This is a genomic window from Burkholderia sp. b14, assembly GCF_900156195.1.
Taxonomy (GTDB): domain Bacteria; phylum Pseudomonadota; class Gammaproteobacteria; order Burkholderiales; family Burkholderiaceae; genus Mycetohabitans.
Genome location: NZ_FTPJ01000003.1, coordinates 270,166 through 285,425, shown reverse-complemented (window position 1 = coordinate 285,425; position 15,260 = coordinate 270,166). Strand labels below are relative to the sequence as shown.

The following is a 15,260-nucleotide window of genomic DNA, read 5'->3' as shown; positions in this document are numbered from 1 at the left end:
CCCTACGATTTTAAGCAGTTTTGCGGAAAATCCCGTTGCGATGCCTCACGGCGGCTCCTATAATTCATGTCAAGTCAACTATTGCCGGTACACCTTTTATGTCGAGTCCGAACGCCGGATTGCCGCCCGAAATCGCCAATTACCCTTTCGACGAGAGCGTCGGCTATCTGCTCGCGCGGGTCCGCTCGAACATCTGGAACATGGTGTCGCAGCAAACGATGGCCGAACTAGGCATTACCAGTACGCAGGCAAGCATCCTATTCATGCTCGGCAGTGGTCGGTGCCTTGCCGCGGCCGAACTCGCACGCGAATATGGCATCGACGCGAGCGCGGTGACGCGGCTCATCGACCGGCTGGAGAAACGCGGCCTGCTCTGCCGGGTGCGCAGTGAAGAAGATCGTCGTGTCGTGCGCCTCAAGCTGACGGACAAAGGGACCGCGCTGGCCGCGCGGATGCCAGCGATATACAACCGAGTACTGGACAAGCTGCTGACCGGCTTCACCCCCGAGGAAGTTGGTTTCCTCAAAAGCATGCTACGCCGCATCCTGATCAACTGCGACGAAACGCCCAGCTAAACGTCAGGCGACCCCGCTGCCCGAGTCGGCGGCCAGATCGCGCTGACGAATCCGGTTATGCCGTGTGCAATCAGTTGTATTGGCAAGCTTTTTAGTTGACTTTTTGTTGGCTGATAGTAAGGATTTAGTTGCAATGTCCACCAATATATGGGCTATCCGAAGGACCGATCGATGAAAGTCGTTTCATTCTCCGCCCCGCCGGCACGGCTGGCCCGGTGCGCCGCCGCGCTGGTGGCGACCACCCTGGTGCTCGGCGGCTGCGCCAACTCTATCGGGCTGCGCAGCGACAAGCAGCCGGCACGGGCCGACAGCTTCGACAGCGCGCAAAGCCTGCCCACTGAAGGTGGTATCTGGCCCGCGCTGGATTGGGCTGCTCAGTTCGGCGATCCACAATTGCCGCAACTGATCGACGAGGCGCTAGCCGACAGTCCGACCATTGCCCAAGCGCAGGCGCGGTTAGCCAAGGCCGCCTCATATGTGCAGGGCGCCAACGCCAGTACGCTGCCCAAGGCGGACGCGAAATACACGTGGACGCGCGAACTTTACTCGGGCAATGCGCTCTTCCCGCCGCCATATGGCGGCGCGTGGTACAGCGAGAACAATGTGCTAGCAAGCGCGACGTACGAACTGGACCTGTGGGGCAAAAATCGGGAAGCGCTGCGCTCGGCGATTTCCCAGGAAAAAGTCGCCGCGGCCGAGGCGCAGCAGGCGCGGCTGACATTGGCGACGTCGGTGGCACGCGCCTACAACCAGCTCGCGCAACAGTACGCGCTGCGTGAGGTCGCGCAGCGTGAGATCTCGAACCGCGCCAATGTAGGCGCCATCACGCGAGGGCGCCTTGCCGCAGGCTTGGATACCGAGGTTGAGCGTCGCACCGCTGAGGGCAACCTTGCAACAAGCCAGACCGCATTGACTGACCTGGATGGACAAATCACCACGACGCGATACCAACTCGGCGCACTGCTCGGCAAGGGTCCGGACCGCGGGCTGTGTATTGCGATGCCGCGGCTGGGCGGGGGTGGCAGCGTCGCGCTGCCGGCGAACCTGCCAGCGGACCTGCTGGCTCGCCGCCCGGACATTGTCGCCGCACGTTGGCAAGTGGAGGCCGCTACGCACGACATCAAGGTGGCCAAGGCCGAGTTTTTCCCGGACATCAATCTGAGCGCCGGGTTCGGTTTCGATGCTTTCGGCTGGGGCCGATTCCTGCAGTCTGGCAGCCGCCAGATCCAGGCCGGGCCAGCGCTCCACTTGCCGATCTTCGACGGTGGCACGCTGCGCGCAAACCTGAAAGGCAAGCTTGCCGACTACGACAGCGCGGTGGCGAACTACAACCAGACGCTGATCGGCGCACTGAACGATGTCGCGACCCAGGTGGCCGCGATCCGCTCGGTCGACCAGCAACTCGTTGACACGCAAGCCGCATACGACGCGAGCAAACGCGCGTACGAGTTGGCAGTGATCCGCTACAAGGCTGGCTTGGCGCCGCAGTTGCAAGTGCTCTCCGCCGACAGCCTGCAGTTGGCGCAGCAACAGACCCTAGTCAATTTGACCATGCGTCGACGCGACCTGCAACTGGCCCTGATCAAGGCGCTAGGCGGCGGTTTCGACGCGAACGGCACCGTGCTCGGCGCCACCGAGCCGGCCCAATGATGAGCCACCCCCGCACATCCGGCCGCCCGGCCATGCAATGAATCAGACTTGAAGACACGGAGCGATTGATGAGCAGCCCCCAACAACAAGGCGCCACGCCCGACGCAAACGCAAGCAACGGCCAACGCCGGCGCCTGATGACGCTGGTGACGATCGTGATTGTGCTTGCCGCGATCGCCTATGGCGCGTACTACCTACTGATCGCGCGGTTTCACGAAGAAACCGACGACGCGTACGTCAACGGCAATGTAGTGCAGATCACGCCGCAGGTCACCGGCACCGTGATCGCAGTGAAGGCGGACGACACTCAGGTCGTGCAGAAGGGCCAGCCACTGGTGCTGCTTGATCCGGCGGATTCACGCGTCGCGCTACAGCAGGCCGAAGCGGACTTGGCGCAGACCGTGCGCCAGGTCCGTACGCTGTACGTGAACAACAACCAGTACCAGGCCGCGGTCGCGCAGCGCCAATCCGACCTATCGCGCGCGCAAGATGACCTGCGCCGCCGTCTGACGGTTGCCCAGACCGGCGCGGTATCGCAGGAGGAAATCTCTCATGCGCGTGATGCGGTCAAGGCTGCGCAGGCCGCTCTCGACATCGCGCGTCAACAGTTGGCGTCCAACCGCGCGTTAACTGCCAACGTCGCGATTGCACAGCATCCGAACGTACTGGCGGCCGCAGCCAAGGTCAGAGATGCCTACCTGAACTACGCGCGCAACACACTACCTGCACCGGTGACCGGTTACGTCGCCAAGCGCAGCGTGCAGGTGGGCCAGCGCGTCTCGCCCGGCACGCCGCTGATGGCGATCGTGCCGCTGAACGAAGTCTGGGTCGATGCAAACTTCAAGGAAGTCCAACTCAAGCACATGCGCATCGGCCAACCGGTCGAGGTCGTCTCCGACGTCTACGGCTCATCGGTCGTGTACCACGGCAAGATCCAGGGCTTTTCAGCCGGTACCGGCTCGGCCTTTTCGCTGTTGCCCGCGCAAAACGCCACCGGCAACTGGATTAAGGTCGTGCAGCGCCTGCCGGTGCGCGTGCAGCTCGATCCCGAGGAGTTGAGAAAGCATCCGCTGCGCATCGGCCTGTCGATGACCGCCAACGTGTCGATCAAGGACGAGCAAGGCGGCGAACTCGGCAACGCACCGACCACGGTGTATCAGACCGACGTATTCGATGAGTACGGTAAGCAGGCCGACGCTGAAATCCAACGCATCATCAGCCAGAACGACGGCAGCGTTGGCACTGCCGTCGCTGCGGCGGACACGGCTAGGCCGGCGGCGAACACGGCGGCTAGGCTGGCCCCGGTCGCAGCCCGGCACGCCACACGATAGGGCTATACCATGAGCCAGACACAAGCGTCTCACCCGCCGCTGTCGGGCATGCAACTGGTGGTCGGGACCATCGCGGTCTCGCTCGCCGTGTTCATGAATGTACTGGATACGTCGATCGCCAATGTCGCGATCCCGACTATCTCGGGTGACCTTGGCGTGTCGTCGGATCAGGGCACGTGGGTCATCACCTCGTTTGCCGTCGCCAACGCAATCTCCGTGCCTCTGACCGGCTGGCTGACCGAGCGGATTGGCCAGGTCCGGCTATTTCTCACGTCGATCGTGCTGTTCGTGATCTCGTCGTGGTTGTGTGGGCTGGCGCCGTCGCTGCCATTCCTGCTGGCATCGCGCGTGCTGCAGGGCGCGGTGGCCGGTCCGATGATTCCGCTGTCGCAAACGCTGCTGCTGGCGAGCTACCCGCGCTCCAAGTCCGCGATGGCGCTCGCGCTATGGGGCATGACCACGCTCGTCGCACCCGTGCTTGGCCCAATCCTGGGCGGGTGGATCTCCGATAACTATTCGTGGCCGTGGATCTTCTACGTGAACATCCCGGTTGGGATCGGCGCCGCGATCGCGACGTGGGTGATCTTCCGCAAGCGCGACTCCGAGGTCAAGCGCGCGCCAATCGACGGCGTCGGGCTGGTGCTACTCGTGCTGTGGGTCGGCTCATTACAAATCATGCTCGACAAGGGCAAGGACCTCGATTGGTTCAACTCAACAACGATCATCGTGCTGGCACTGATTGCGATCATCACCTTCGCGTTCTTTGTCGTATGGGAGTTGACCGACAAGCATCCGGTCGTCGATCTGTCGTTGTTTCAGCGGCGCAATTTCACCGGCGGCACGGTGGCGCTGTCGGTCGGCTACGGATTGTACTTCGGTAACCTGGTGCTGCTGCCTTTGTGGCTGCAGACGCACATCGGCTATACCGCGACGCAGGCGGGCCTGGTCATGGCGCCGGTCGGCATTTTCGCGATTCTGTTGTCGCCGCTAACCGGCAAATACATGCCCAAGACGGATCCACGCTACATCGCGACCGCAGCGTTCACCGTGTTCGCATTGTGTTTCTACCTGCGCTCGCGGTACACGACCGGCGTCGATACGTTTGCGCTGATGGTGCCCACGTTTATCCAGGGCATCGGCATGGCTGGATTCTTCATCCCGCTGGTGTCGATCACGCTGTCCGGCTTGCCGCCGCATCGGATCGCCGCGGCCTCGGGTCTGTCCAACTTCGTGCGAATCATGTGCGGCGGCATCGGCACCTCGATCTTTCAGACCGCATGGGACCATCGCACGATCCTGCATCATGCGCAATTGGCCGAACAAACCAGTCAATTCAGCCCGGCATTCGGGCAATCGGTCGCGCAGATGCGGGCGCTCGGCATGAGCGAAGCGCAGTCATATGGGTTCGTCAACAACTTGATGACGCAACAGGCTGCGCAACTGGGCGTCAACGACCTGTTCTACCTGTCCGCCGCGATCTTCATCGCGTTGATTACGTTGATTTGGATCACCAAGCCTGAGCGCGGCGGCGGCGATGCGGGGGCCGCGGCATCAGCCGCACATTGAACGCCGAGCGGGGTGCGACGGGTGGCCCGCCTGCAGGCCGCCCGCCGCGCCCCGCTCCAGCACATTGGCAACTTCGCCCTCTGATTAAGCCGAGTCGTGGTTCCCGCAAACGCGCTTGTTGCGGGCAGCCCGTGGCAAATGTCCGTTTTAATAACACTCTCGTCGTCCCAATACTGGCCGCACATAAGCCGTTCGTAATTCAAATGCCCAGTTCGATAATTTGCATAACAAATTAATGGCGACGATTTAACATTTGCGTCCAAAATCGATCTACGGGGGGCAACGTGCCAAACGCATGGTTTAAAAACTGTTCTCGTTACTTGGCGGCCTGCGTCAAACCCGACGTCATGGACCGCAAACCGCAACACTCGTCACCATCGGTCGGTTCCGCATCGAATCAAGCCAACGCATTGGCAAAACTCAAGGCACTCCGGCGACCGCCGTGGCATAAGGGCAACGCGTCGCGCGCTTCTCGCGCCAGTACGCCTAAAACGGATGTCACGGGTGCGAGTACGTTAAAAACGGACGTCACAACCTCGCCACCGCACTTGCTGAAGTTGCCCAAAGAAATTCACATGACCATCGCGAAGATGATCACCGAACCGGATCGGACGGGCCCATACAGATCCCACTTCAACAGTCTGCAACGGTATTCGTCGGTCATACCCGGTTCGTCCAACTGGCTAGCGCCTGAATTTGAGGTCGCCCAGCTAGCGCAGCAGGCCAGTGACCTAAAGCGACTCAAGGAGTCGGAGCGAGTTGGCAAGTTCAACGAAATTTTCGCGAGCGCGACGGCACTGCGACCTCGGCGCCCTCGGGTGGAAGCCTATATCATCAGCCAGATGCGATGCCTGCCGACATACGACGCGTATCGTGCGGCACAAGACGTCGCCGCCAAACTCAAGCAGTCCGATCGTAACCCGTGCCACGCACAATATATTGCGTTATTTGACGAAATACCGCGCATCGTCGGCGACTGGCGGCCCAACGTGGACACTCATGCCAACCTGCACACGTTGCTGCTCCAACTAGTGGACGCCGCATCCCAGCTTCCGCCGCACTCGAATAGTGTCGACGAGAAAATCGCCAAGAAGACAGCGACTGGGGCTATGCTAGCGGCCGTACTGCCCCAGCTGGATGCGCCGGACTTGGCGCCTCGTTTCGATGCGCTAGTGAACACAGCGCGTGTCATTAATTCGAAGTTGGTGGAAACGCTTGCGTCAGTCCTTTCAAAGCTTCCAGCAGAAGAGCGTGCTGCGAAGTTCGATAACTTACTGTCCGTTGTACAGAAGCATGACGGTGCGTCGGCACCAACGCTCGCGACTCACCTCGATGTCCTTTCCAATAACGACAGGCCTGCACGCTGGCACGCGCTGCTGCAAGTGGCAATGCAACACCGCATCGCAGGCATGATCAAGCCTTTACTGAATGCCGCGGTCAACCTTCCCGGCGAAGATGTTGGCGCGGCGTGCGTAGCCGTTCGCCGCCTTGCAGACCAATCGTTGGACCCATCTAGAGACCGGAGCGCAAACACGATATTAGCCGCCGTTGCTAGTCAGCTAAGTGCCATTCCCCAGACAGAGCAACAGCCGATGTACGAGTGGCTACTTCGTAAAGTTAGCGAGTTTCCGACACAAAGTCAGATACTGAAACGATCGCAATTGCGCTCGAGAGTCGAACTCCTTTCCTGCCTCGTTGCACAGATACACCGTTCGCCAGATGAACAAAAGCGCGAAGTTTTCGACATGCTGGCCCGTATGCTAGATTGCGCCACGCCACACAATAGTCGCGACGCGCAGGCAGCGCTTGAAGACCCATTTGGACTCCGAGGCAGCTCCGTCAACTTTTCGCCCTCCTCGCAACCTTGGATAGACCAATGGCGCAAGCGGTGCACGGATCCTACCCAGTCGCGTCTGGCACGCATCGCATTCCCCTTCGCATAGCAGCCGCTGACCCCACCCGCACGGCACTGGCACAACGTAGGCTGCGTCGCGCACGGGTAAATTTCGTTTCCCTGTCGATTACGTCTACCTTACCAGCTCCGGCGCTGGCGTAATGACTATGCTGTGCATCACATGGCAATCCGCCACGATTAGCGGACATTGGCCAATGCGATACAACCCCATCGCATTGGGCGGCATGATCAACGCAGCGTGCGCCGCCAGCCCCTGGATTAAACGGCTTAAAATGAAAATACGCGATGTCAATAAACTTGTTCACCTATTTGCCTTGCATGACGGGCGCATGTTGCGCTCCTGAGGTCCCGGACGCCGAGACCGCATTGGTTGCATCCGATCAGATGCCGACGTCACGCCAGATGCCGGCGACGTTACGCGACTATCGATTGGACACATTGGCGTCACTGCCGCGCAGCGCGGCCTCGGAGGTTCCGCCGACGTGCAATCGCGCGAGCAGAGTGCTAGAGCACACGCCGACGCTGACGAAGCTGCCGCTAGAGGTGCTTGAAATCATCGCCTGTCGAGTCGCTGAACCCACGACGGACATCGAACAAACAACCACTTATCGTCACCTGTGGTCGTTCGCGACCGCGTCGCCCCACACGTGGCAAGCGTCGTGGTTGCCAATCCGTGCAGCGCGGCTCCACGCGCGTGCGATGGACCTGGGCAGCGATGAGCAGCAAGCGCCGCTGCAGGAATTCAAAGACATCTTCGACGCCGCTTGCCGGTTGCCTATGGATAAGACGAAGCTTCAAGCACACGTAATCGAGCAAATCCCATGGATGCAGGACGGGCACCTGGACGCAATTCATTGGACGCTATCCAAGCTCGAGCGGCAACCGGCACAGGCAAGTGCCGCCCCGTACCGGGCATTGATCGACGTGCTGCCCAGGTGCTTTAATCACATGTGTTACAGTCCCGACGGCCCCCACAACGCAATCGTACCAGAGCACTCTGCGCGGCGAGCGGCATTCAATGTAGGACTCGACGCGATTAGGAAGTTGCACGGACCGGACAAAGTGGACGCCATTGAGGTCATGGCATCACTGTTGAACCGTTTGCCCGATGACGAACGCGCAGCCAGTTTCGATGCATTGGTGCATGTCGCGATAGCAGAACCACCCACTCCGATCGCGAAACTCGTGCCATACCTGCAATGGCTGGAAAGCACTGAACAGCAAGGCCGTTTGGATAACTTAATATTGATTGCTACTCAGCATGGCGACGCGGACGCAGTCGAGCCGCTGATCGCCGCCACCGCGGCGGTGCACCACGACGTTGCCAATGCCGACACAGCATGGTCCAATGAGGCCGCGCCGCCATCGGCGGCAGCGCAGCAGAATCGATGGGATCGGGTACAAGCGCTAAGCCACACGCTGTGGCGCTCAGGCAAAATGACGCTCGAACAGTTTAGCGCCGCACTTTCGCTGCTCGAATCGATATCGGAAACGCTGCTCGCCGAACAGCGGCAAAGGACGACGGCGTGGCTCGAGAGTCAATTCAACGAAATCGCGTAACGAACCGGCGTTAACTGCGGGGGGCAATCAGGCGTTCTGGCAACAGCACACCACGCTGCCACCGGCCGAGTCCAAGCAGCCGACGCCCGTCAGCATCATATACCCTGACCCTGACGTCGTCACCCACGTTCGGTTCACTCCCCAACCGCAACCGCTGGCCGTGCGTGAAGCGCCGGGCCATTTCGGCATCCAGCTCGACGGGTGCAAACGTTGATAATAACGCGTCGATCGGTTGCAAACAGGCCAAACGTCGCGGCTCGTCCGCATCGGACAGTTCGTCCAACGTTACAGCGTCGTTTAGCGTTAATGCTCCCACACCGGTGCGGCGCAGCATCGTCAAATGCGCGCCGCAACCCAGCACTTCGCCAATGTCCTCGGCCAGTACGCGAATATAGGTGCCTTTGCTGCACGTAACGCGGATCGTCACGGACGCTGCACCGTCCAATGCGCACGTGATGCATTCCAATGCGTGAATCGTCACCGCACGCGCTTCGCGCTCGAGCGTATGGCCTGCCCGCGCATATGCATAGAGCGGTTTGCCGTCGCGCTTGAGCGCCGAGTACATTGGCGGCACCTGCATGATTGGACCACGGAACGCGATAAGCGCCGCGTCGAGCGCCGCCCGGTCGCACATAACAGGCCGTGTCTGCAGCACGTCACCCTCCGCGTCACCGGTCGTCGTGCGCACGCCAAGTTTCAGTGTCGCGTCATAGGTCTTGTCCGCATCAAGCAGATCCTGCGAAAACTTGGTCGCCTCGCCGAAACACAGCGGCAACAGACCGGACGCAAGCGGGTCCAGCGTTCCGGTGTGCCCGGCCTTTTTCGCGTTGAACAGGCGCTTGGCGCGCATCAGCGCATCATTGCTGGACAGCCCGACCGGCTTGTCCAGCAGTAACACACCGTCCACGGGGCGCCGGACAAGGCGCGGCCGTGCCGGATCACGTCGTTGCGTCATATCGATATCGCGCTCCAGGGGTCAGTCGTCCTTGGCGCGCGTCGCGTTCGCCTCGTCGATCAACCGCGACATGTGTACGGCCTTCTCGATCGACTCATCGAACACAAAGTGCAACGTCGGCACCGTATGGATGTGCAGGCGTTTGAACAACAAGTTATGCAAGTGGCCGGCCGCGTGGTTGAGCGCTTCTTGCGTCTGCCGGGGGTCTCCAGTCAGTGTCGTGAAGAATATCTTTGCATGCGCGTAATCCGGGGTCAGCTCGACCGCCTGGATCGTCACCAGGCCAATTCGCGGATCCTTGACTTCGCGCGCGATCAACTCCGACAAATCGCGCTGAATCTGATCAGCGATCCGCACGTTGCGATCGCCACTGCTGCGTTTTTTCGGCATAGTTCACTCCTGCCAACAAAAAAGGCGGAGCCTGACGGCCCCGCCCCTAGCGCCGGCGCATTAAATTACAGCGTGCGCGCCACCTCGGTAACTTCGAACACCTCGAATTGGTCACCTTCCTGGATGTCGTTGAAGTTCTTCAGCGACAAGCCGCACTCGAAGCCCTGCTTCACTTCCTTCACGTCGTCCTTGAAGCGCTTGAGCGAATCAAGCTCGCCGGTATGGATCACCACGTTATCGCGCAGCACCCGGACCGACGCCGCGCGTTTGACGATGCCGTCGGTCACCATACAGCCGGCAACCACACCGACCTTCGGTACCTTGAACACTTGCCGCACCTCGACCGTGCCGATCACCGCCTCACGTTTTTCCGGCGCCAGCATGCCAGACATCGCAGCCTTCACCTCGTCTACCGCATCATAAATGATGTTGTAGTATCGGAGATCGACGCCGTTCGCCTCGGCCAGCCGGCGCGCCTGGGCGTCGGCACGCGTGTTGAAACCAATGATGACGGCCTTGGACGCGGTCGCCAGGTTGACGTCCGTTTCGCTGATGCTGCCCACCGCGCTGTGCACAATCTGCACGCGCACCTCGTCGGTCGACAGCTTCTGCAGCGCATGCACCAACGCTTCCTGCGAGCCCTGTACATCGGCCTTCACGATCAGCGGCAGGTTCTGCACTTCGCCAGCACCCATCTGCTCCAGCATGCTTTCAAGCTTCGCAGCCTGCTGCTTCGCAAGCTTCACGTCGCGGAACTTGCCTTGCCGGAACAGCGCGATTTCACGCGCCTTGCGCTCATCCGGCAGCACGATCACTTCCTCGCCGGCGTTCGGCACCTCGGACAGCCCTTGGATCTCGGCCGGAATCGATGGCCCTGCCGACTTCGCCGCCTTGCCAAACTCATCGGTCATCGCCCGCACGCGGCCATACGCGGAGCCCGCCAGTACGACGTCGCCACGCGACAGCGTACCGGACTGCACCAGGATCGTCGCGACCGGGCCTTTGCCCTTGTCCAGCTTCGCCTCGATCACAATACCCTTGGCAGGCGCCTCAATGGGCGCCTTCAATTCGAGCACCTCGGCTTGCAACAGCACGTTCTCGAGCAGGTCGTCAATGCCCTGTCCGGTCTTGGCGGACACCTCGAGGAACGGCGCATCACCGCCGTACTCTTCCGGCACCACACCTTCCGCGACCAATTCCTGTTTTACCCGATCCGGATTCGCGTCGGGCTTGTCAATCTTGTTGATCGCCACGACGATCGGCACGCCGCCCGCCTTCGCATGCGCAATCGCCTCCTTCGTCTGTGGCATCACGCCATCGTCGGCCGCGACCACCAGGATCACGATGTCGGTCGACTTCGCGCCCCGCGCACGCATCGCGGTAAACGCCTCGTGGCCCGGCGTATCGAGGAACGTGATCACACCACGCGGCGTCTCGACGTGGTATGCGCCGATGTGCTGAGTGATGCCCCCCGCCTCGCCCGCAGCGACCTTCGCGGTACGGATATAGTCGAGCAGCGACGTCTTGCCGTGGTCGACGTGGCCCATCACCGTGACGACCGGTGGGCGTGGCAGCGCGTCGACATCGGCCACTTCGCCTTCGATCAGCAACGCTTCCGGGTCGTCAAGCTTCGCGGCAACCGCATGATGGCCCAGTTCCTCGACGACAATCATCGCGGTTTCCTGGTCCAGCACCTGGTTAATTGTCACCATCTGGCCGAGCTTCATCATCACCTTGATGACCTCGGAGGCCTTGACGGCCATCTTATGCGCGAGATCGGCTACGGTGATCGTCTCCGGCACATGCACTTCGCGCACGATCGGTTCGGTCGGCACCTGGAAATTCGTATGCGCATCCTGATGCTTGCCACGGCCGCGTGGACCACCCCGCCAACCACGGTCGACACCACCGCTCGAATCACCGCGCGTTTTGATGCCACGGCGCTTGGCCGCATCGTCCTGCCAGCCGCTCTTGCCCGGGACTTTCTTCTTGTCGCCGGAGAGTGCAGCCGTCGGTGCCGACACCGGTTTCTTCGCGCCAGCGGCCGGTCGGGCCGGCGCTGCCGCGCCCGCCGGCCTAGCCGGTTTGTGCAGCGTGCCCTTCGCCTCAGCGGTCTTGGCCGGTTCGACCGGCTTTGGCGGCTCAGGCACCTTGACCATTGCCTTGCGCGGCGTCGCCATCATCTCGCGGATCGCCCGTGCCTCGGCTTCCGCCGCTTCCCGTCGCTTGCGGATGGCCTCCTGCTCCAGGCGTGCCTTATCGGCGGCGGCACGGGCATCGTCGGCGGCCTTCTTCGCCGCCTCCCGCTCGGCAGCGCGCTCGGCCGCCGCACGAGCGTCGTCGGCGGCGGATTGGCCGGCCGGTTGTGGCACATCGTGATTGCGCTGCTGCGCGGCCACCTGCTGGGCAGCAGCGCGTGCCTGAGCCTGAGCCTGAGCCTGAGCCGCCTGCGCCGCGCGCCGCGCCGCTTCCTCTTCAGCGCGACGCCGCTCCGCCTGCGCGGCCTCCTCGCGGGCGCGCCGCTCCGCCTCCTCGCGCTCGAGGCGCTCCTGCCGCTCACGCAATTCGCGCGCCTGCTGAGCCAGTGCCTCGGCTTCGAGGCGCGCTTGCTCCTCGCGACGCGCGAGTTCGGCAGTCGCACTGTCCTGGTCCTCGCCATTCGGCGCTTCGGTACCTGGCTCGTCGCGCTTGACAAACACCCGCTTCTTGCGGACTTCGACCTGGATCGTGCGAGCCTTGCCGGTTGCGTCGGCCTGCTTGATTTCCGACGTCTGCCGACGCGTCAGCGTGATCTTGCGCTTGTCGCCGTCAGCGCTGCCGTGCGACTTGCGCAAGTGATCCAGCAAACGCGCCTTGTCCGCTTCGGACAATACGTCGTCAGCGCTAGCTTTCTGCACACCCGCAGCTTGAAGCTGTTCGAGCAGAAGGCCTGCAGGCATCTTCAGTTCCGCGGCAAATTGGGCTACGTTGTTGCTCGCCATTCATCCCTCTTGAGGCAAGGACAGCGGTCCTTGCAGTTGACATCCCGGTGCGGCCTATCGGGCCGCGTCATTTCAATGCGCCATCATAATCTCGCTTCGCGCCCGTCACTGGAACCAGTGCTCGCGCGCCTTCATGATCAGCGCCTTCGCGGCCTCCTCGTCGATGCCGGTCATCTCGACCAACTCGTCGACGGCCAACTCGGCCAGATCGTCACGCGTGTGTATCTCGTGCTCGGCGAGCTTAGCGAGTAGCTCCCGATCCATCCCATCGAGGCTTTTCAGGTCAAGCGACGCGTTTTCGACCTTTTCCTCATTCGCGATCGCCATCGTCAGCAGCGCATCGCGTGCGCGATTGCGCAACTCGTGCACCGTGTCTTCGTCGAACGCCTCGATCTCGAGCATCTCGTTGAGCGGCACGTACGCGATCTCCTCGAGGCTCGTGAAACCTTCGTCGATCAGGATGTCGGCGACCTCCTCATCAACATCCAGCCGCTCCATGAACAGGTCGCGCAGCACCTTGCGTTCTTGCGACTGTTTCTCGGCGGACTCGTCCGGTGTCATAATATTGATCTGCCAGCCGGTCAGCTCGCTGGCGAGCCGCACGTTCTGGCCGCTTCGGCCGATCGCGACAGCCAGCTCGTTTTCGTCAACGACGACATCCATCGCGTGCTTTTCCTCGTCAACGACGATCGATTGCACGGCAGCCGGCGCAAGGGCGCCGATCACGAACTGGGCAGGATCTTCCGACCATAGCACGATATCGACGTTCTCGCCACCCAACTCGTTGCGCACTGCCTGCACGCGCGAACCGCGAATGCCGACACACGTGCCGATCGGGTCGATGCGCTTGTCATAGGCCACCACTGCGATCTTCGCCCGCACGCCGGGGTCACGCGCCGCCGACTTGATTTCGAGCAAGCCCTGCTCGATCTCCGGCACCTCGAGTTCAAACAGCTTCATCAGGAATTCGGGCGCGGTGCGCGACAGCTCAATCTGCGGCCCCCGCGCCGTGCGGTCGACCTTGGCGATATACGCACGCGCGCGATCGCCAATGCGCAGATTCTCTTTCGGGATCAGTTGATCGCGGCGCAGCAACGCTTCGACCCGCCCCGATTCGACGACCAGGTTGCCCTTGTCGAGCCGCTTTACCGAGCCGGTCATGATCTTCTCGCCACGCTCGAGGAAATCGTTCAGGATCTGCTCCCGCTCCGCATCGCGCACCTTCTGCAAAATCACTTGCTTGGCCGCTTGCGCGCCGATGCGACCGAACTCAATCGACGGGATCGGCTCTTCGATATAACCGTCCAATTGCGCATCCGGATCCTGCTCGCGCGCTTCAAACAGTAGGATTTCCTGGTCCGGCTGCTGCAAGCCCGCCTCGTCCGGCACGATGCGCCAGCGGCGGAAAGTCTCATGCTCGCCAGACTCGCGGTTGATTGACACGCGTATGTCGACATCCTCGTCGAAGAGCTTCTTCGTGGCGGAAGCGAGCGCGGCCTCGAGCGCGGCGAATACCACATCCTTGTTGACGTTTTTCTCGCGCGCCAGCGCATCCACCAGCATCAACACTTCGCGACTCATTGTTTGCGGCTCCTAAAATCGACTTGCGGAACAAGACGAGCACGGTCTATGTCAGCGAGCGTGAAATCGAGCCTCGCCGGGCCGTCTTTTCCTTCAAATTCCAAACCTATCGTGTCGCCATTAGGCGCGTACAGGATGCCGCGGAACGATTTTCGGCCGTCCAGCGGCTGCTTCAGCGTCACCATCGCCTCGCTACCGGCGAAACGTTCAAAATCCGCCCGTTTCTTCAGCGGCCGGTCTAGCCCCGGCGACGAAACTTCGAGACGTTCATAGTCGATATTTTCGACGGTCAGCACGTGCTGAAGTTGGCGCGTCACCTTCTCACAATCGTCTATCGCGATGCCCGCCGGTTGGTCGATAAACACGCGCAGCATGCCGCGGCCGGAGCGCTCCAAATCGACAAGCTCGTATCCGAGCCCGGTAACAGTATTTTCAATCAGTTCCGACAATTGCACGTTGTTTAACCTCATGCAGCACGGACCACGCGCAACACGCGTCCGACCTCCTGTTTCGCGGTACCGGGCACGCTCGCGCAACGCGGCACACGAAAGCGGCAGTACTGCGAAGCAGCGTCATCGGGTCACCTCCGCCACGATAACGACGCACTGCGGCAACGGCAAAAAAAAAATGGGCGCCAACACGCCCATCTTCTTTTTACCGGTGGTCGCGCCTCGAGCCGCACCTTAACTGATAAAACGTGTGCCCAGCGACTGCGAAATTATAGCGTTTTTCGCCGCGACCCGCAATCCACGCGGC

At 61.5% G+C, this 15,260-nt stretch carries 11 protein-coding genes; 6 read left to right on the top strand and 5 right to left on the bottom strand.

Annotated features, from left to right (window positions below; genetic code table 11):
- The first annotated feature begins 263 nt into the window (after nucleotides 1–263).
- From B0B13_RS05855 to B0B13_RS05830, 6 genes are all read left to right on the top strand, one after another.
- On the top strand, nucleotides 264–575 hold the full coding sequence (locus B0B13_RS05855; RefSeq protein ID WP_370643207.1) for a MarR family winged helix-turn-helix transcriptional regulator: 312 nt from the start codon (nucleotides 264–266) through the stop codon (nucleotides 573–575).
- Between the two features lie 171 nt (nucleotides 576–746).
- Nucleotides 747–2,225 (top strand): efflux transporter outer membrane subunit, encoded by a 1,479-nt coding sequence (locus B0B13_RS05850; RefSeq protein ID WP_076797178.1) that lies wholly within the window; start codon nucleotides 747–749, stop codon nucleotides 2,223–2,225.
- Between the two features lie 68 nt (nucleotides 2,226–2,293).
- Nucleotides 2,294–3,556, top strand: coding sequence for an HlyD family secretion protein (locus tag B0B13_RS05845; RefSeq protein WP_076784965.1), 1,263 nt, complete (start codon nucleotides 2,294–2,296; stop codon nucleotides 3,554–3,556).
- Between the two features lie 9 nt (nucleotides 3,557–3,565).
- Nucleotides 3,566–5,122, top strand: a complete 1,557-nt coding sequence (locus B0B13_RS05840) for a DHA2 family efflux MFS transporter permease subunit (RefSeq protein WP_076784966.1) — start codon at nucleotides 3,566–3,568, stop codon at nucleotides 5,120–5,122.
- Nucleotides 5,123–5,697: 575 nt separating this feature from the next.
- Nucleotides 5,698–7,065, top strand: a complete 1,368-nt coding sequence (locus B0B13_RS05835; RefSeq protein WP_212667353.1) for a hypothetical protein — start codon at nucleotides 5,698–5,700, stop codon at nucleotides 7,063–7,065.
- 338 nt (nucleotides 7,066–7,403) lie between these two features.
- Nucleotides 7,404–8,597, top strand: coding sequence for a hypothetical protein (locus tag B0B13_RS05830; RefSeq protein WP_139337338.1), 1,194 nt, complete (start codon nucleotides 7,404–7,406; stop codon nucleotides 8,595–8,597).
- 10 nt (nucleotides 8,598–8,607) lie between these two features.
- Here the strand turns inward: B0B13_RS05830 and truB are convergent, their stop codons facing one another.
- The 5 genes from truB to rimP form a co-directional block, all read right to left on the bottom strand.
- Entirely contained in the window at nucleotides 8,608–9,552 is a 945-nt protein-coding gene (truB, locus tag B0B13_RS05825) for a tRNA pseudouridine(55) synthase TruB (RefSeq protein ID WP_076794970.1), read from the bottom strand.
- A 21-nt stretch (nucleotides 9,553–9,573) separates the two neighbouring features.
- Nucleotides 9,574–9,942 (bottom strand): 30S ribosome-binding factor RbfA, encoded by a 369-nt coding sequence (gene rbfA, locus B0B13_RS05820; RefSeq protein ID WP_076784971.1) that lies wholly within the window; start codon nucleotides 9,940–9,942, stop codon nucleotides 9,574–9,576.
- A gap of 65 nt (nucleotides 9,943–10,007) precedes the next feature.
- The gene (gene infB, locus B0B13_RS05815; protein ID WP_076794968.1) at nucleotides 10,008–12,923 is read right to left on the bottom strand and encodes a translation initiation factor IF-2; all 2,916 of its coding nucleotides are present in this window, start codon (nucleotides 12,921–12,923) and stop codon (nucleotides 10,008–10,010) included.
- A 105-nt stretch (nucleotides 12,924–13,028) separates the two neighbouring features.
- Nucleotides 13,029–14,504 (bottom strand): transcription termination factor NusA, encoded by a 1,476-nt coding sequence (gene nusA / locus B0B13_RS05810; RefSeq protein ID WP_076794966.1) that lies wholly within the window; start codon nucleotides 14,502–14,504, stop codon nucleotides 13,029–13,031.
- Nucleotides 14,501–14,959 (bottom strand): ribosome maturation factor RimP, encoded by a 459-nt coding sequence (gene rimP, locus B0B13_RS05805; RefSeq protein ID WP_076787158.1) that lies wholly within the window; start codon nucleotides 14,957–14,959, stop codon nucleotides 14,501–14,503. The genes nusA and rimP overlap by 4 nt, the downstream gene beginning before the upstream one ends.
- Nucleotides 14,960–15,260: the final 301 nt, after the last annotated feature.